General features: G+C 46.3%; 14 protein-coding genes. 8 read left to right on the top strand and 6 right to left on the bottom strand.

Features of this window, described 5'->3' with window-relative positions:
* Window positions 1-90 precede the first annotated feature (90 nt).
* The gene (locus tag EXU85_RS15685) at window positions 91-1,029 is read left to right on the top strand and encodes a sugar phosphate isomerase/epimerase (RefSeq protein WP_142772994.1); all 939 of its coding nucleotides are present in this window, start codon (window positions 91-93) and stop codon (window positions 1,027-1,029) included.
* A 96-nt stretch (window positions 1,030-1,125) separates the two neighbouring features.
* Window positions 1,126-2,064, top strand: a complete 939-nt coding sequence (locus EXU85_RS15680) for a dienelactone hydrolase family protein (RefSeq protein ID WP_142772993.1) — start codon at window positions 1,126-1,128, stop codon at window positions 2,062-2,064.
* Between the two features lie 605 nt (window positions 2,065-2,669).
* Here EXU85_RS15680 and EXU85_RS15675 read toward each other — a convergent pair.
* From EXU85_RS15675 to EXU85_RS15655, 5 genes are all read right to left on the bottom strand, one after another.
* Entirely contained in the window at window positions 2,670-2,897 is a 228-nt protein-coding gene (locus EXU85_RS15675) for a hypothetical protein (RefSeq protein ID WP_142772992.1), read from the bottom strand.
* A gap of 161 nt (window positions 2,898-3,058) precedes the next feature.
* Window positions 3,059-3,616, bottom strand: coding sequence for a hypothetical protein (locus tag EXU85_RS15670; RefSeq protein ID WP_142772991.1), 558 nt, complete (start codon window positions 3,614-3,616; stop codon window positions 3,059-3,061).
* 43 nt (window positions 3,617-3,659) lie between these two features.
* A complete protein-coding gene (locus EXU85_RS15665) occupies window positions 3,660-6,005 on the bottom strand; it encodes a TonB-dependent receptor (protein ID WP_246859570.1) in 2,346 nt (781 codons plus the stop codon).
* 261 nt (window positions 6,006-6,266) lie between these two features.
* Window positions 6,267-7,028 (bottom strand): LytTR family DNA-binding domain-containing protein, encoded by a 762-nt coding sequence (locus EXU85_RS15660; RefSeq protein ID WP_142772989.1) that lies wholly within the window; start codon window positions 7,026-7,028, stop codon window positions 6,267-6,269.
* Window positions 7,029-7,034: 6 nt separating this feature from the next.
* Window positions 7,035-8,309 (bottom strand): histidine kinase, encoded by a 1,275-nt coding sequence (locus tag EXU85_RS15655; RefSeq protein WP_168207800.1) that lies wholly within the window; start codon window positions 8,307-8,309, stop codon window positions 7,035-7,037.
* 194 nt (window positions 8,310-8,503) lie between these two features.
* Between EXU85_RS15655 and EXU85_RS15650 the strand changes: the two genes are divergently transcribed.
* Window positions 8,504-10,141 (top strand): S1C family serine protease, encoded by a 1,638-nt coding sequence (locus EXU85_RS15650; RefSeq protein WP_142772987.1) that lies wholly within the window; start codon window positions 8,504-8,506, stop codon window positions 10,139-10,141.
* Window positions 10,142-10,232: 91 nt separating this feature from the next.
* On the top strand, window positions 10,233-11,165 hold the full coding sequence (locus EXU85_RS15645; protein ID WP_142772986.1) for an SPFH domain-containing protein: 933 nt from the start codon (window positions 10,233-10,235) through the stop codon (window positions 11,163-11,165).
* 82 nt (window positions 11,166-11,247) lie between these two features.
* On the opposite strand, the gene holA is transcribed toward EXU85_RS15645, so the two are convergent.
* Window positions 11,248-12,282: a DNA polymerase III subunit delta gene (holA, locus tag EXU85_RS15640; protein ID WP_142772985.1), complete on the bottom strand. Its 1,035-nt coding sequence runs from the start codon at window positions 12,280-12,282 to the stop codon at window positions 11,248-11,250.
* A gap of 308 nt (window positions 12,283-12,590) precedes the next feature.
* On the opposite strand from holA, the gene EXU85_RS15635 reads away from it, so the two are divergent.
* The 4 genes from EXU85_RS15635 to EXU85_RS15620 all read left to right on the top strand — a co-directional run bounded on the left by EXU85_RS15635 (window position 12,591) and on the right by EXU85_RS15620 (window position 17,752).
* Window positions 12,591-14,417 (top strand): CocE/NonD family hydrolase, encoded by a 1,827-nt coding sequence (locus EXU85_RS15635; RefSeq protein ID WP_142772984.1) that lies wholly within the window; start codon window positions 12,591-12,593, stop codon window positions 14,415-14,417.
* A gap of 355 nt (window positions 14,418-14,772) precedes the next feature.
* Window positions 14,773-15,990 carry a hypothetical protein gene (locus EXU85_RS15630; RefSeq protein ID WP_142772983.1) on the top strand — a complete coding sequence of 406 codons (1,218 nt, stop codon included), beginning with the start codon at window positions 14,773-14,775 and terminating at the stop codon, window positions 15,988-15,990.
* 221 nt (window positions 15,991-16,211) lie between these two features.
* The gene (locus tag EXU85_RS15625) at window positions 16,212-16,655 is read left to right on the top strand and encodes a VOC family protein (protein ID WP_142772982.1); all 444 of its coding nucleotides are present in this window, start codon (window positions 16,212-16,214) and stop codon (window positions 16,653-16,655) included.
* Between the two features lie 338 nt (window positions 16,656-16,993).
* The gene (locus EXU85_RS15620; RefSeq protein ID WP_142772981.1) at window positions 16,994-17,752 is read left to right on the top strand and encodes an AraC family transcriptional regulator; all 759 of its coding nucleotides are present in this window, start codon (window positions 16,994-16,996) and stop codon (window positions 17,750-17,752) included.
* Window positions 17,753-17,763: the final 11 nt, after the last annotated feature.

The raw sequence follows: 17,763 nt of genomic DNA, 5'->3' as shown, positions 1-17,763 counted from the left end.
TAATACAGTAGCATCAATTGAGCCGGGTAAAAACCAAAGAATCTAGTTTGATCAAGCACTAAAAATTTAGACTCCACTTTTCAATATCTCATGGATACGCATACGCCAGCGCCAGACAGAAGGACATTTCTCAAAACCGCGGTTGCCAGCCTCCCCCTGCTGGCAACCGCAGGCACAATGCCACTAGCGGTGTGGCAAGTTGGTTCATCAACGGCTAAGTCCAGGCTTTTAAAGCTGAGTTGTAACCTCTATTCGTTCAATGAGCCCCTTATGAGTGGACAGATGTCTCTCAATGAGGTTCTGAAATTTTGTTCCGATCTGGGTTTTACGGCAGTCGACCCCACAGCCTACTATCTCTCAAACTACCCTGCCTTACCTGATGACCACTATATATATCAGATCAAACGAGCAGCGTTCAGACTAGGCCTCGATATTAGTGGTACAGGTGTTCGTAACGACTTTACAATACCCGACCTCACCCGCCGAAAAGCGGAGGTTACCTTGGTTCAGAAGTGGACTGATGTGGCAGCTCGACTGGGAGCTCCCGTTATCCGGATTTTCGCAGGTACGGGTAAAGAACTTCCAGTGGGTTATAAACGGGAAGAGGTTACGACCTGGGTTGTTGATGCCATTCGGGAATGCACGGAATACGCTGCCCGGAAAGGCGTGATGATTGTGGTGCAGAACCATGCTGACTTTATCCAGACAGCCGATCATATCCTGGATATTATTCGGCAGGTCAACTCAGACTGGCTGGCCGTCAACCTGGATATTGGTAGTTTTAAAATCGGTGATCCCTATCAACAAATTGCCCGAGTAGCGCCCTATGCGGCCACCTGGCAACTCAAAGAAAATCTGTTTGTAAATGGCAAGGAAGTGGAAACCGATCTGACTAAAATTATGCAGATTGTTCGCGAATCGGGCTACCGGGGTTATCTGCCCATAGAAACGCTTGGCAAAGGTGATCCGCGCGAAAAAGTACCGGCCTTTTACGAAAAAGTAAAAAAAGCGGTAGCAGTAAGTGAGTAAGTGCCTTGGAGTTAACGGTTCTTTGGATTCTGTATATCCTTCAGAAACACAATGTATTAAGCGCTATAATCTACAACAGTAGTAGTCAGAATTCGTATGTCCAGACATAATTCCATACAGGCGTTAGCACAGAGTAAGAACAGGCAACGGAAGGAACTGTACCAACTGTTAGGAAAACTTCCTGACCGCCGACGTCCGATTACGGTAGAACTTATCTCAACTCAAGAAACTGATGAATTGATAACCGAGAAACTCCTTCTGGATATAAACGGGCTGGAAAAGGTACCGGCCTACTTTACGAAACCCAAAAACCGAACGGGTAAATTACCCCTGATTTTATTTAACCATTCACATTTCGGCCAATACGGAGTAGGAAAAGATGAATTTGTGAAGGGACGACCTGAGATGCAGAAACCGCCATATGCCCTGGCGTTAGGGCGAGCAGGTTATGCGGGCTTATGTATTGATAGCTGGTGCTTTGGCGAACGACAGGGGCGTGGAGAAATGGATACCTTTAAAGAAATGCTCTGGAATGGTCAGGTATTATGGGGCATGATGGTTTACGACCATATTCGGGCACTGGATTACCTATCAACCCGGCCAGACGTTGATGTCCGCCGGATAGGTACCATGGGAATGTCGATGGGCAGCACGATGGCCTGGTGGCTGGCCGCTTTAGACGAGCGAATCAACGTATGTGTTGACTTATGCTGCCTGACCGATTATCAGGCGCTTTTAGAGGCAAAAGGCCTTGGTTTACACGGCATCTATTACTACGTTCCCAGCTTACTAACTCAGTTTACCACCGCGCAAATCAACGGGCTGATCTCACCACGCCCTCACTTCAGTTTAGCAGGCCGATTCGATCAGTTAACCCCGCTGGCAGGGCTTGAAAAAATTGATGAACAGTTAACGAAAGTTTATCAACAGGATGGAGCGCCAACCGCCTGGAAGCTTACAATTTATGAAACTGGTCACCAGGAAACAGAAGGGATGCGAGCTGATATAATGGCCTTTTATAGACAATGGTTATAAGTTTAACCTGATAGCTAACAACCTAACGCAACCTTTACGTCTTACCACCCGTACTCTGATTAAGTGGGAGTCACAAGCCAATTAAAACGGATTGTGAAGCAAGTTAAATTTGGGGTTACAAACGCTGGGCCTACTAGACCTGGCGTTTTTTGTTGCCTTCCTTTTGCGCCTGTTAAACAAGTATATAAAGTTCAGCTAGTGACTTGCCCCCTGTTTTTCCGCCAGCCAGCACCTATAAAGTTACTAAAAAGTGAGGCAATGGTCCGTTTCGTGCTATGAATTGGCCCAATTCTTGCATAAAAATTCATGTTCATTGTACGCCTGTTTACAGGCTGCAACGAGCTACATATATGGGTATATGGGAAACGCTGACTCTCTTGAGTCAGCGTTTTTTTGTTATGCTCAAAAGCCGTGCCACTATTTCCGGCTTCGCATAAAAATAATAACAGCAAGGCTTCAGAAGTATTGATATACAGATTTGTTCCGTTTTCAGCAGGAAATAAGCCTAATAGTACACTTTCCACAAAGTCATTAACAGCAGAGCCTCTCCATCAATAGAGAGGCTCTGCTGTTTTATTGGTAAACCCATCATGACAGTTACTGTATTAATCTGCCTTTTTCAGTAATCCCTTTCGCACCTTGTCAGCGGCTGCTAAATCCATTAAGGTAAGATTGGCTTTTTTCCTGAGTGTTGGGGAAGCTGTTAGTAGTTCGGCTGCCATCTTAATCAATAGTGCTGCCGTAGCTGCCCCATTAACCTTACGCCGAGTGGCACGCGCCATTTTCAACTCCGGCGTATGAGTTGCTATACTATGCAGGTGAAGAGACTCCATTTTTGCGTCAAATTAGTTGTTTACCTTCTACTAATAGAACAAAAAAAACGCAACTTTCAGCACGAAAAAGGGTACTTTTTTAGTACAAAAACTTTATTCCAGGAAAGTCAAATGGTAACTACATTCTATTGAATATCAACAACTTAATAAGTTATAGTTCTTTATTGAACTACCACTGTAAAATCAGTATCTAAATCGGATGAACCTGGTGTGGGCGTACCGTTTTTGGCATTCGGCTGGTGACGCAGCACAACCTTCAATTTACCCGAACCGGCAGCGCCCGTTTTTATTTCGGTTGTCAGCCCGATGGGGTACGGACCTGGTGAAGGGTTCGTATCTTTATCAGTCAGCGTTACTGTTAACAGGTTCGACGGCGTTGGCGTATAAACGAATAGGTGCTCATTGGCCTTCTCCTTGATTTCTTCCGTTGCGTCAAGTACAGGCGTCTTTGTTTTATCAAGTAAGCCAATTACGCCCGTATAGGTCGTATTCGCTTTCAGATTCAGCGTAGCCTTGCTAAAGTCAGCCGTTGTATTCAGGTTTTCGATGGTTGCCGTTATGCTCTCTGTGGGTGTAGCCTTATTCGTTAGGGTGAGCGTAGCGGTGGTTATGGCTTCGTTATCATCGGTAGGTGCCACATTTTGCTCATCCTTAGTACAGGCCCCGGCCAGCACTACCACACTTACTAGCCAGATCAACTGGTTTTTACAGTACTTCATAATTTACAGATTTTAGAGGTGAAACAGGTTGTACTTAATTGATTCAGGAGCGTTTGCCCACTGAGAAGGGTAATTTGACTTTGAGCATGATAGTACGACCCGGCTCATCGGCGAAGTATCGGAAGCGGTTCAGGTAATCGCGGTAAGCCACATTGGCCAGGTTGGTGCCACTTATGCTAACACTCATCGGATGGCGGCCCACCTGTGCCATAAATCCCAGTTCGGCTCCGAGTAGAAAATAAGCGGGTGGAGGGGCCGCAAAGTCACCGGTAAAGATGATCTGCCCATTTTCCTGTCGGGAGGTCACGGCGGGGGCTCGGTTTTGGCGTGCTACATACAATCCCGTTACAGATATATATAGATTCGATAGCTTTTCTACCTTCGACCAGTCGTATCGCAGGCTGTTGTCAGATCGATTGGGCGGAATAAATACCAGATACCCATGATCGGTCTGATTATAGGCATAGAGCAGGGAGTTCTTGGTCGCTAGTGTTAGCTGATCCGTCAATTTATAGGTCAACGTGGCATCGATACCTCTAAATGTAGCCTGTAGCTGCGTGTAGGTGTAAGATGGGAACGCGCCCCGCTGCCGGATAATGGGCACCGAATCGGGTTTGAGATAGATGTAATTGTTGATGAGGTTGTTATAAACCCCAATTTCTCCGCTTAGTCGCTTGCCTGCATAAGCCAGCACGAGATTGCCATTATATGCCTGCTCAGGCTTTAGATTCGGATTGCCCCGCTCATAGGCGACTGCGCTTTGGTGCAACCCATTCGAATACAGATCGGCTACATTGGGCGCGCGCCAGGCAGTACTGAGGTTGGCCGTCAGGGTTAGCGCAGGGCGCAGCTGATAGGCTACACCCAGTGAGCCATTTGCGTTCTGCCAGTTATGGGTTTCATGGTAAGTCTGTTTGGTTGCATCATCCAGAAAGTAAGCCCGCAGCCACCGATAATCATAGCGCAATCCAGCTTCTACCGTCCAGGGCCCAACGGCGTAGCGTTCAATAGCAAAGAGACCAGCGCCATAGTTTCGGAAATTCGGGATTAAAAACAAGTACTGCCGAACGTTCCCCTGGGTAATTCCATTAAATCCAACGCTCCCCGACCACTGCCCCGCTGATTTCGTTTTAATGGGCGCATGTTCCCAAACCAGATCGGTGGTGTGCGTAACCAATTTGAGATATAATTCAGGATTCAGTGCCCCACTGAATGAGACGTAATCGTACTCTCGACGGGTATTCTGCTGACGGGCAAAAGTTGCCGTCAATGTTCCCCCTTTAGGGCCGTGAACATAGGCCCGCGCTTTCAGCAAATCATGCTGAACATCCTGATAGGGACGGCCAAGCGCATACGAGAAGTTCGGCTGAACCAGTGGCTGTGGATTGCTAATGGCTGCGTATAAATCGGCCAAACTACCTACCTGAGCCCCCGTAAAGAGCCCCACTTTGGTATCGAACTGACTATAAAACACTTCTGCTCCCCAATTTCGGTGATCGTAATGGACATCGCCCGAAACGTTATTTTCGTGGTAACTGGTATTCTCCAGATAATAGTTGGGCGTTCGTACATAACCCGACCGCTTGAGTGTTCCCTGTAACCGCCAGCTTAACCCCGCTAGTTTCTTATCAAAAGCGCCTTCCAGCATTCCCGATGCCACACCCAGCCCCCCGTTGGTCCCTCCTACTATGTTTAGTTCGCCACCCATTCCCGGTTGTGTAGGCATGGGTTTGGGCTCCACCAAAATTACCCCGCCAATGGCATCGGAACCATACCGGATGCTGGCGGCTCCCTTAATAACCGTCAGCCGCGACGCCAGAAACTGATCGACCTGGGGGGCATGTTCGGTGCCCCATTGCTGATCTTCCTGCCGAATGCCATTGTTCAGAATTATGATCCGATTACTGTAGAGGCCGTGAATAACGGGCTTAGAGATGCTGGGACCCGTTTGAATGGAATATAAGCCCGCGAGCGATTTCAAACTCTCGCCCAATGACTGCCCTCGCGTTTGATCGAGCGCTGCACCTGACAAACTAACCTGCGTTTGCAGTAATTGCTGGGCTTCGGACCGGTGTTCAGTTACCACAACTTCCTGCAATGTCTGGCTATCGGGAATAAGTTGCACCGAAGCGGCAGCGGTCGATGAATCGGCCCCAACGCGAACGGCCAATTCTTTCGTTTTGTAGCCTACAAACTGATAAACAAGCGTGTAGGTACCCGGACATAGATGCTCAATTCGAAACGAACCACTCGAATCTGCTACAGTACCCGTTGCTAGTTCACGTACGTATACGGTAGCCCCCGTCAATGGCTCATGATGCCCACTACCGACAATCGTCCCGCTTACCGTAGCCGTACACTCAGCCGACTGCGCCAGTCCTGATGTCACGATACTGATCAGTAGCCCACACCCTACACTAGCTCTCCAAAAATTTCGCATTAGTCTCCTCTTCTCAACCCGCTACTGAAACAAACAGCAACGCCATTTATGCAACAACGTTGCAATAATAGAAAAAAGAAGTGATAGTAGCTAAATCAGGAGGTTATTTTCAGCGCCAGAAATACAAATACGACTGCAACAAGTAGGTATAAAGGCTTGTCAACAAAGGCCAAAGGCGGTAGGAGTATGCTAAACGCTTTGTTTTTACAATCAATTCCGCTTTTTTCGCTCGGCCAGAAACGCATCCCGGTATTGCTCGTTAATGTCTATACTGCGGGCATAGCCTTCCAGAATCAGCGAAACGGTGTTATAGCTCACAAAAGTTACTCTGGCTACATTGACCACTTCGCTCCGGTTGACCCGCACTAATCCGGCTGCCTTGTAGCTTTCAGTATAAAAACTCAGGGTATGAACTGGCGCAGTATTGTTGCGGGAAGCCTTTACTAAAAACTCCTGCTGGTGTACGGTCAGGATTTTTACGGCATCATACCCTACCGTATTGGTGGCACGAATCAGGACAATATCCCGCAACAATACGTGTTGTGGGCCCATAAGGCCATCCTTTTCGTAATGAAACTCAATGGATTCGTCATTTTCCAGGCGTAGCAGTTTTCTGATCACGGCTACCAATCGGCCTTCGCTAAACGGTTTGGTCATGTAGCGCACTTCGGCCTCATCGGCCGAGTCGCCTAAATCAGGGTGACTGGAGAGTAGAATCGTGGGCGGTAGCTGGACGTTCATCAACCGTTGCGTGAGCAGAAAATCGACCCCCTGTCGCCGGTTGCCATCCATTTCCGAATCCATAATGATTAGTGAAATATCCGACCGGTACTGCCCGATTACAGCAGCTGCTTCGCGGATATTGGCACACTCCCAGCGAATGGTAAGCGAGAGCTCGGGATGGTTGTCGCTAAAATCAATGATACGCTGTCGACCCGACAATTCATCATCGACGACTAAAACGTTAAACATGATCGGTCAGTTGTTTAAATGAAGGGCTACGTAAAAGTGACCATTTTCGGTCTTTACCAACAGGTCGTCATCTCGAAAACGAGCGCCATAGAACAACCGCAAACGCTCTCGAATATTGGGAAGCCCCTCGCCAGTGCTGACTGCCACCGATTCGGCCGATTCGGACACGTTGTTCTGCACGGAGAAATAGGTATGTGTAGTTTCGATAAACAACTCAATTTTGACGTAAGGTACCGGCAGGGGAACCGTTTGCAGAAGCGAGGCTAAATAATCGCGGCCATATTTCTCCACGCCATACTTAAAACTATTATCCACGAATTCGGCAAAGATCATGGGCGGTACGCGCACCGGGTTGCTCATGTTGGCCCGAAAATCGAAGGTGATTAGTGGCTGTAAGCCTTGTCGTTTCGCTTTTTCGTCACGAAAGCTGATGAGTTTATTCAGAAAATCGACCTCGTCCAATAATGGAACCCCCTCCATAAACTCCTGTTCACGGCTATTTTTGATCACATAACTCATGAAGTCCCGAATCTGAACAATGGTTTCCTGCAAGTCGGGGTTACCACGTGCACGCGTGTGCAGGGAGTCAATAATATTGAACAGGAAATGGGGCTCCATCCGACGCATAAAATTGTCGTAGAGCAGCCGATTATGGGCAATTGTGAGCTCAAGCTGGTGATTTTGCAAATCGAGCTGCTGGTTCTGATGTTCCAGTTCATGCCGAACATCGGCCAGAGTTTTACGGCGATGAACCACCGTCAGCGACCACATAATGATGATGGCTTCCGGAAAATTCCGAATCCAGATAGTATGATTATCCGACGGCCGATTTCGAGCTACCGACTGCCCAACTTCCCCTAAATACTTCCCAACCCAGCCGATGGGCGATTCATTCAACCCAGCCCGGTCATTGCTGCTGGTGGGCGTAATATCGAGCAGAACATAAGGCGCACTATCAATTGGAATGTTAGCAATCCACCAGTACAGTGTGCTATCAACAAAACCCAGGAACCCCAATCCAGCAAAATACCAGCCCATATGCTTTCCGTAGAATCGGTCGAACCAGTACAGATGCGGATAAGCGACCAGTACGCCTAATCCCACATTTAGCAGAGCGGAACCAAACCCCTGGTTGAGTTTCCAGCCCCAGATCGACACCTGGTCGATGTAAAAAATCAGGAAAGCAACCAGCCAGTACGCCCAGTCCTGGCGCTGAGGCAAATAAAACGACCGACTTGCCAACGAAGCACTTGTTTGCATCTGCGTATACAGCTGTCTCACAAAAGTAAAAGGGTTGCTTTCCGGCATAAGTACGCTCTGGATAAAATGGATTCAGCTCTGGATGAAGCACCCTTTACGGGGGTTCATCGGGCAGGGTTTTGATTCTATAGGAAACAAACAAAGTTTGGTCCGGCTCATCAATAGTAAACAAAAATACGGATTTAGGTTTACATCACACTTAAACACCTACGTCCATGAAACGTTTCACCATTCAGGTTGCCCTTCTGGTAGTTGTTAGTTTAGCCGTTGCCAACGCACAGCGTACTGTCTATAAAAAGGCCATCAAAGCCTTCGTTACGGTACGTACCGACATTGGGTTTGGGTCTGGCTTTTTTATCGATTCAGTTCATGTGGTTACGAATCGGCACGTGATAGCCGGTGCCACCAGCGTAACATTAATAGGCTCAAGTTTGCCAAGGCCGATTGTGGTTCGTCAGTTTGCCGGACTTGATTCGAAGAACGATGTAGCCATACTAAAAACCGTCGGGTATCAACATCCGGAGCCCCTGTATCTGGCGAATCAGCCAGCGGAGGTGGCCGAAGCGATTTTTGTTATCGGCTCACCTGAGGGATTCGATGCCACCTTTTCGAATGGGTTGGTGAGCGGCTATCGCACCAGCGAAAATCGGACACGACTCCTTCAGTTTACGGCCCCAATATCGCCGGGAAGCTCGGGCGGCCCAGTTCTCAATCATCGCTCCGAGGTGGTTGGTGTGGTCGTTTCGCAGCAAAAGGACGGACAAAACCTGAACTTCGCCGTTCCGCTCGACATGTTGAAAGCCGTTCGACTAGGCCAGTTGCACCCGTTGGAAGACATTCAGATCAACAACGAACAGGAGGCATTTACCCTAAGTAGAGCCTATTTTGAAGGAGGGAAAGCTGCCTTTAAGCAAGCCGATTTTTTACGGGCCGAGCAGTTTCTGCGTCGATCGCTTACGTTCGATAGCACCAGTAATCTGGCAAAAATTGGGCTGGCCGATGCCCTCTACTCCAATAAAAAAGATTCGACCTACTGGCATTCGATCCGAAAAGCATTTGTATCACTGCGCCCGATCCGGCTACGCGAAGCTGGCAAATTAGCCCTATCGGTACTAGCCGATTCAGTCAGACTGGAGAGCGATCTTCTGGGTGGAGCCTGGCTTTTAATTGGCCGCATCCGGGCAGAGCAGCAACAGTATATTCAGGCCATGTATGCCTACAGGCAGTTTATTGCCCAATCAGGCAGCGAAGAAGTAGAGACGCTGATCCGTGCCGAGTATGATACGGTAAGTAAACTGGCGCGGAAACAACAGGCAGAAATACTCCTTGCCCAGGCAAAGACGGCCCAACCCAAAGATCAGGCTGGGTTAGCCACAAAATCTATTGGCTACTACCCCCTGTCCGATGCCTATTATATACGAGGAACAGCATGGGCCGATCAAAACCAGCTACTCTGGGCGCTTCGGGACCTGGATTCGTGTCTGCTGCTAAATCCTGACAATCAATTGGGGTTGTTCAAACGCGGCTATTACCGCATCCAGATCCAACAACCTCAACTAGCCGTTAACGACTACCTTCATTTTATTGACCTCAATAAAAACTCCTGGGGTGCCTGGTGCAACTTCAGTGTTGCACTACTTCGACTGGGCCGCCATGCCGATGCGGAACTGAAAGCCGATCAGGCGGTGCGCCTGGCCCCCAAAGAAGCATTAAGCTGGCTAAATCGGGCACAGGCGCGGTTGGGCCTTGGTAAGATTCCCCTGGCCATCGACGACCTGAACATGGTTCTCAAAGTCGACCCTAAAAACGAAACGGCTAAAAAACTGCTCAAAGACACCGTCTCTAAGCTCTAGCTCATTTCCTGTCAATAGCTTCTCTCAACGAATGTGTCCCTTTATCGTCTGTAAAAACAAATTTATTATCCATCTAAAACTCCTAAAACACATGTTCATTCTAGCCATTTTCGCCGTATTTATTGTGTTTTTAATCATCCGCTCGGCGGGGGTTACCGTAGCTGAAGGAAACGTAGCCGTCACCACTTCATGGGGCCGCTTTGAGCGGGTTCTCTATCCGGGCTACCACGGCCTGACTCCTTTTGGGGAATCCATCTTTCGGCAGATTTCTGTTCAGAACCAATCTGAAGAGCTTTCGTTTCAAGCCATTACACTCGACCAGGCAAACGTGTATTTCAAGACCATGCTGCTTTATACGGTTCGCGACAGTGAGGAAGAAACGATTAAGAGCGTTGCGTTTAAGTTTATCGACCAGCGGTCGTTCATGCAGGCCATGACCCGCACTATCGAAAGCTCGGTTCGGGCGTTTGTAGGCACCCAAAAGCAGGCTGAGATTTTGTCGCTACGTTCCGAGATAACTCAGGCTGTAAAAGCCAATCTGGATGAAACCCTGGCGGGCTGGGGCTATCATCTGCTCGATTTACAAATCAACGAAATGACCTTCGATCAGGTCATTACCAGCTCAATGGCACAGGTAGTAGCGAGCAATAACCTGCGTCAGGCGGCTATAAACGAAGGCGAGACGATGCTCATTAAACGGACCAAAGAAGCTGAGGCAGAAGGAAATGCGATTCGCATTGCGGCCGATGCCGAGAAAACAGCCATGCAGTTGCGCGGGCAGGGTACTGCACTCTTCCGCGAAGAGGTGGCCCGTGGGGTGGCCCATGCCGCCCGCGATATTACCGGGGCTGGCTTAGATCCCAGCTTTGTGAGCTTCCTGATGTGGACCGAAACCATGAAATATATTGCCCGTGAAGGCAAAGGCAATCTGTTACTCATGGACGCATCGGTGCAAAATCAGCAGCAACTGTTGCAGGAACTGACAAGCATGCAAATGAGTAAGGGCAACCAGTCTATAAAGTAGGTAACTAATCCGCAGCTATCATGAACCGGTGCATGGGTGTTAGGCCGTTGCACCGGTTCTGTCGTTATAGCCACTTGGCCTCCTAATGCAGCACCTCGAACACCAACTCCCGCAAGATATCACTTTCATTCATAGTCGGTGCATCGATACCTTTACTTTGCGCGTCAGCCCGGCGGATGGCATGAATGATAGCGGCTACTTTGGGTAACGGAAACGTACGGGCGGCTGATTGATAATCCTTCACAAAAAACGGATTGACCCCCAGTAAAGGAGCCAGCCCTTTGTCGGTCTGGTCTTTAGACGCCTGCACCAGCAACACCTTACTAAAATACCCGAACAATTGCGCCAGAATGACCACCAGCGGATTATCTTTCGGGTTACGCCCGAAATAATCCACGATCTGGTTCGCTTTCACAACATCACGCTGAGTAAGGGCTTTTTGAAGTTCAAAGACGTTATATTCTTTACTGATTCCCACCAGTCGCTCAACGGTTGCCGCCGAGATTTCTTCGCCAACGTGTAGGTTAATCAGGATTTTGTCGATTTCACTCGCCAACCGTTTGAGGTCATTGCCGATGTGATCAGCTAATAACTGGCAGGCTTTGGGGCTAACCTTCGCCCCCTGTTCGCGGCAATACTCCCCTACCCAATCAGGAATTTTGTTATCATAGAGTTTCTTGACACCCAGCAATTTACCTTTCGCTCCGAAGGCTTTCACCCACGCTTTCCGCTCGTCAAGGGCGGGTTTTCCATCTTCACGCGTATAACACAGCATCAGGATTGTACTGGAGAGCGGATTCAGGGCATAATCTTCAAAAAGCGTTTGGGTCGATTTATCGTTGATGCCGTTCATCTGCTGGGCTTCTTTCACCAAAACCAACTGCCGCTCAGCCATGAATGGATAGCGTCGGGCGTAATTCAAAACGGCTCCGGCATCCGTGTCTTTCCCGAACAGGACGAATTGATTGAAACCCCGCTCAGCAACTGGCACCGCCACTTTTTCAAGCTCTTCGGCAATACGGTCGATGTAAAAGGGCTCATCGCCATGAATCAAATACACAGGGGCAATCCGTTTGTTGCGGATGTCTTTCAGCAGGGCGTCGACGGCAGGAATCAATGCAAGAACAGTTTAATGGTTCAGGTTCTTTGTGTAATGTCAGGTTCTCAAACCTGACATAGGGAGGTTTCTCAAAACCGATTGCAGCATTTCTTAGTCAACTAAAGGTTTTGAGAAACCTTTAGTGCCAGGTTTAAGAACCTGACACCACTCAAACCACACAAAGAACCTGAAATAGTGAATCTTCAAACCACAAAATTAACGCTTAACAATCATTTGTATCGATTTAAAACGGTACAACGCAATTCCTACGAAAAGTATCGCTACGTTTTCTATCTTTAGTGCTTGACTTACAACCACTTTCTGCAATGAAAATCTTCCTCATCTGGCTACATGGACTACTTCTACTTTTATCCCACTCAACACTTTCTCAAAACTCAAGTCCCTACGAACGCCAGGAAGTGCTGATTCCGATGCGCGACGGCGTTAAACTGAATACGGTGATTTATACCCTTAAAAACAGTAAAGAGCCGCTGCCTTTTTTGCTGACCCGAACGCCCTACGGCGTCAGTGAAACCGATAGTCCGGATCGAATAGCATACGTGAAAGACATGGCCGACGATGGGTATATCTTTGTGTACCAGGATATTCGGGGACGGTATAAATCGGAGGGAACGTTTGAAATGCAGCGATTTACCCGAGATAAGAAAAATTTGAAGGCAATCGACGAGAGTACCGATACCTACGACACCATTGAGTGGTTGCTGGCGCATGTTCCCAATAACAACAAAAAGGTGGGCATGTATGGTATTTCGTACGCTGGCTGGACTACGGCAATAGCGGCTATTGATCCGCATCCGGCTTTGGTAGCCGTTTCGGAACAGGCAACGCCTTCGGATATGTTTCTGGGCGATGACTTTCACCACAATGGGGCTTTTCGGCTAAGCTATGGGTTCGAGTACGCCTTTATGGAAGAAGCCACTAAAACGGATTCACTCTTCCCATTCCCGAGCTATGATACCTACGACTGGTACCTGAAACTGGGTGCGCTTTCGAACGTAAACAAGCTGTATTTCAAGGACAAACTACCCACCTGGAACGATTTTGTAAAGCACCCGAATTACGATTCGTTCTGGCAGAAACAATCACTCATTAACCGAATTGATAGTAGTCCTAAAATACCAATCATGAACGTGGCGGGCTGGTGGGACCAGGAGGATTTCTATGGCCCATTAAAAGCCTATCAACTGTGGGAAAAGCAGGATAAATCGAATAAAAACTTCCTGGTGGCGGGTCCCTGGAATCATGGAGGCTGGGGCCGCTCCGATGGGCGTACACTGGGCAACATCAAGTTCGATACGGCCACGTCGGTTACGTTCCGCAAAGAGATTCAGGCACCCTGGTTTGCGTATTATCTGAAAGGAAAAGGTACCGGAAATTTTGCGGAAGCGGTCACGTTTCAAACGGGCTCCAATACCTGGAAACGCTACGACACCTGGCCTCCGAAAGAAGCGACGAAACGGAATCTGTATTTTCAGGCCAACGGAAAATTATCGTTCAATGCGCCAAAGGCCGCGTCCGGCTCTGATGCGTATGTGTCTGATCCAGCCCAACCTATTCCCTACCGAACGCGCCCCATCGAAGCCACCTACGGACCGGGCTCGCGCTGGCGCACCTGGCTTACCGAAGATCAGCGGTTTGTCCATAACCGCCCCGATGTGCTTTCCTGGGAAACCGATGCCCTGACCGAAGATGTAACGGTTACGGGCGAAGTTTTGGCAAAACTGTTTGCTGCCACAACTGGCAGCGATGCCGACTGGGTTGTCAAGCTGATTGATGTGTATCCGGCTCATTATCCGCAACAACTCGGTATGAGCGGTTACCAGCTTATGGTAGCGAACGACGTTTTCCGGGGTCGGTTCCGAAACAGTTTTTCAACACCCGAAGCTATTACGCCCAATAAAACGGAAACGTACAGCATTGATTTACACTCGATCAATCACGTTTTCCAGAAAGGACACAAAATGATGGTACAGATACAAAGCACCTGGTTTCCCATCATCGACCGAAACCCACAAAAGTTTGTTCCGAATATTTTCGAAGCGAAAGAAACGGATTACCAGAAAGCCACTCATACGATTTTCCGGTCAACTGCGGCTCCTTCGCATTTAGAGTTGAGTGTTGTAGGAAAGTAAAGCTGGATTTAGATGTTAACCAGAGAGGCACAGAGAACACAGAGTTTTAATACCAGTAGTTGGACTCCGTATCCTCTCTGCCTCTGTGGCTACTAACTAGTGAGTTGAAAAGATGCGCATTTTGTATTGTCGGCAACTGATCCGGCAAAAAAGTATACGCTTTCATTTTGTGATACCACTCGACAAAGCACATGTTCACATATACCACAAATTACTGACAGTCAATAATTTAACCTTTAATAATGCTTTAAATTTGGCAAGACAAGAATTTTGCATAGCATTGCGTAAGGATGCGAACATGCGTCTATTTACGAGTTAGCTGCAACCTTAAACAACGCCACGTCAAGACAAAACTATGGACAGAGATTGGACAGACTTTAAAGCACTTTACTCTAATATTGATGGAGCAAGGAAAGCATTTGCTGACTCTTGTGAAACTGTTTTCAGAAAAGAGTATAGCGACAAGAATGTTCAACAAGTTGCGGTAAAGCGAGGTGACGGTGGAATTGACATTTTTGTTGGCGATTATGGTCAAGAGCCAATTGATGTTTATCAGTGTAAATATTTTCTTGAAGAAATTGAACAAGCTCAAAAAAATCAAATTCAAAAGTCATTCAAGACGGCAATCACTTCTTCCGACTATGAAATGAAAAGTTGGACATTGTGTATTCCAAGGACTTTTAATCAAGACGAACTTAAATGGTGGGCTGAATGGAAAGGGAAAAGGGAAAAGGAATATAATCTTAAAACTGATTTCATTAGGTTAAAGAATGGACAAGCCCTCATTGACTTAATGAAGTCAAATAGTGTTTATAACTCAATTTTCAAAATTGTTGATTCTCAAAAAATTGACGAAATACTTCAAATATTAAAGAAAGCTCCTGGAGACAATTGCAACTATGAAATTAAATCCAAAAGTGAGCTTTCAAATCTTTATGATTTCTTTAATCAAAGAGGTTTAAATATAAACAATCAACTTAGAGAAGATATTTCAAAATTATTCTTTGAACTTACCCAGAATTCCTTGGATTACGGCAGGGCAAAATCCTGTTTTATAGAAATAAAAGATGACAGAATTATCCTCTATGATGACGGTAATTCATTCAATCCTTTTGACAAGAAAATTGAAAACCACTTTGGGGCGGGACTTAGATTTACAAAAATCATAAAAGACAAATATGCTGACGTTTGCGATTTTGAATACATTGGTAAAAGTGAATTTCAGAAAAATAACTCTGTAATTCTTAACTTTCGTAAAGCAATTTCAGACAATAATCTCATTGACCGTTGCTACCATTTTGTAAATGGTATCATTTATTCAAGGACAGCAATTGAAGAAATAGGTTTTGACATTTGTGAAGAATGCGACACAATAACCTTTGATCTAACAGACGCAAAAGTAGTTCCTAGTTCAATGACATATTTTATAGACTATATTCTAAAAATAACTAGCAGTTTTAAACCAAAAATTCAAATAAGATTCAGTGGCAACGACACAACAAGAGAAGTTACAAAACAAATTTTGCTTTATTACTACAGTAAAGAAATTAGCGAGCAAGTAACCGTAATTTGACAAGATGAGAAACGAAAACAAGAGCTATAAAAAGGCAGCAGCTAACACGGGTTTTGCGTCAGGCGGGGTGACCTGCAAACTTGGAGTTTTGTGCTTCTAATGAATTTTTGTACAAAAACTGAACATTTGTGCTTCGATTTTCACCACATCCTCAAGCCCTAATCCGTTATACGTCAACTTAAAAAACATCTACAACTCGACAAATAAAAAAAACGAACAAAATGGAAGAACAAAAAAATCAATCGGCAACGTCAGCTCCAACGAACGACACAACGCCTAAGGTGACCGGAATTGGGGGTATTTTCTTTTTTTCTGACAATCCCAAAGAAACAAGAGAATGGTATGCCAAACATTTAGGACTTGATATCAATGACTGGGGTTCGACTTTTGAATCCAGAAACGTTAATAGACCTGACGAGATAAACTCGCTCCAATGGAGCCCTTTCAAAAAAGGAGATGACTATTTTGCTCCATCTCAAAAAGAGTTTATGATTAATTACCGGGTTCAAAATATTGAAGGGCTTGTTACCAAACTCAGTGAAAACGGTGTAACCATACTTGACAGCATTACGACATACGATTACGGAAAATTTGTTCATATCATGGACGAAGAAGGCAATAAGATTGAACTATGGGAGCCAGTTGATGCTGAACTCAATGGGTAGTAAAGGACTAGTTTGGCACAAGTAGACAGATTAATTAAATGTAAAAAGTAAGTACTAAACAAGGCCATATGGATGCAAAGCATTTTTTCAAATTTCGGTACATTACTGGCATTAATAAGTTCGGTACTGTATCTATTGATCTGGTCAGGAATTCGCTATAGTTTATCGAAAATTTCCACTTCTGTTAGCATCAACTAAATAACTAGCTTCCAGTTAATAAACCAGAATGGTGAATAATTTATTCACCATTCTGGTTTATCGTTGGTTTTCATTCTTGAGAAAACGGGGTATAGTAACAAGTTATTACAGAACAATACGTTTCGAATTATTAGCAAAAAATGCCTAAAAACGACGTAGACTACAAACTAAGAAAACCAGACTCATCGCTTTCCGATTTTGTAGAAAGTTTTTGGATGCTTGCCAATCCTTCTGATCAGGAAAAGAAAGTTGTAGTTTTGCCAGATGGGCGAATTGATATTTTCTTTTCCTATTCGTCAACCGAGCCTTTCCATAGTACACTTATGGGTTTGGGTACCGAGCCGGATGCAACCGCTATTCCACCTAAAACGGTCATGTTTGCGGTCAGTTTCAGGCTGCTGGCCATTGAGTATTTGCTAGGCATCAAACTATCATCACTTGTTAACTATGCGACCAGATTGCCAGCTGATTTCTGGGGCATTTCTGAGCATGATCTGACTGATTTTGACAGCTTTTGCAATAAGGTTTCTGCTACACTGACTGGTTTACTTCAGCGGAACATCGACGTCCGAAAACAAAAACTGTTTGAACTCATCTATTCGTCAGCGGGGGCCTTATCTGTAGCCGAATTAGCAGACAACGTAGGCTGGAGTAGCCGCCAAATTAACCGGTATTTCACTACGTATGTTGGCATTTCGTTGAAAGCATATTGCACCATTTTACGATTCAGAGCATCTCTGAATCACATCAAATCAGGCAAGCTATATCCCGAGCAAAACTTTGCCGATCAAACCCATTTCATAAAAGAGATAAAAAAGTTTTCAGGCGTAATTCCAAAAGAATTAGCCAGGAACGCCAATGACCGATTTATACTATTATTGACTTTGCCCGAGAACTAGTTTTGCAGCGT

The organism is Spirosoma sp. KCTC 42546, from assembly GCF_006965485.1.
GTDB lineage: Bacteria > Bacteroidota > Bacteroidia > Cytophagales > Spirosomataceae > Spirosoma.
Note: the sequence above shows the minus strand (reverse complement) of the source record. Positions and strands in the feature narration are given on the sequence as shown.

Excerpts from the sequence above, each read along its gene's own strand:
- EXU85_RS15670 (WP_142772991.1), bottom strand. The coding sequence starts at position 3,616 with ATGAAGTACTGTAAAAACCAGTTGATCTGGCTAGTAAGTGTGGTAGTG.
- EXU85_RS15635 (WP_142772984.1), top strand. The coding sequence starts at position 12,591 with ATGAAAATCTTCCTCATCTGGCTACATGGACTACTTCTACTTTTATCC.
- EXU85_RS15680 (WP_142772993.1), top strand. The coding sequence starts at position 1,126 with ATGTCCAGACATAATTCCATACAGGCGTTAGCACAGAGTAAGAACAGG.
- EXU85_RS15675 (WP_142772992.1), bottom strand. The coding sequence starts at position 2,897 with ATGGAGTCTCTTCACCTGCATAGTATAGCAACTCATACGCCGGAGTTG.
- EXU85_RS15645 (WP_142772986.1), top strand. The coding sequence starts at position 10,233 with ATGTTCATTCTAGCCATTTTCGCCGTATTTATTGTGTTTTTAATCATC.
- EXU85_RS15660 (WP_142772989.1), bottom strand. The coding sequence starts at position 7,028 with ATGTTTAACGTTTTAGTCGTCGATGATGAATTGTCGGGTCGACAGCGT.
- EXU85_RS15625 (WP_142772982.1), top strand. The coding sequence starts at position 16,212 with ATGGAAGAACAAAAAAATCAATCGGCAACGTCAGCTCCAACGAACGAC.
- EXU85_RS15630 (WP_142772983.1), top strand. The coding sequence starts at position 14,773 with ATGGACAGAGATTGGACAGACTTTAAAGCACTTTACTCTAATATTGAT.
- EXU85_RS15685 (WP_142772994.1), top strand. The coding sequence starts at position 91 with ATGGATACGCATACGCCAGCGCCAGACAGAAGGACATTTCTCAAAACC.
- EXU85_RS15650 (WP_142772987.1), top strand. The coding sequence starts at position 8,504 with ATGAAACGTTTCACCATTCAGGTTGCCCTTCTGGTAGTTGTTAGTTTA.
- EXU85_RS15620 (WP_142772981.1), top strand. The coding sequence starts at position 16,994 with ATGCCTAAAAACGACGTAGACTACAAACTAAGAAAACCAGACTCATCG.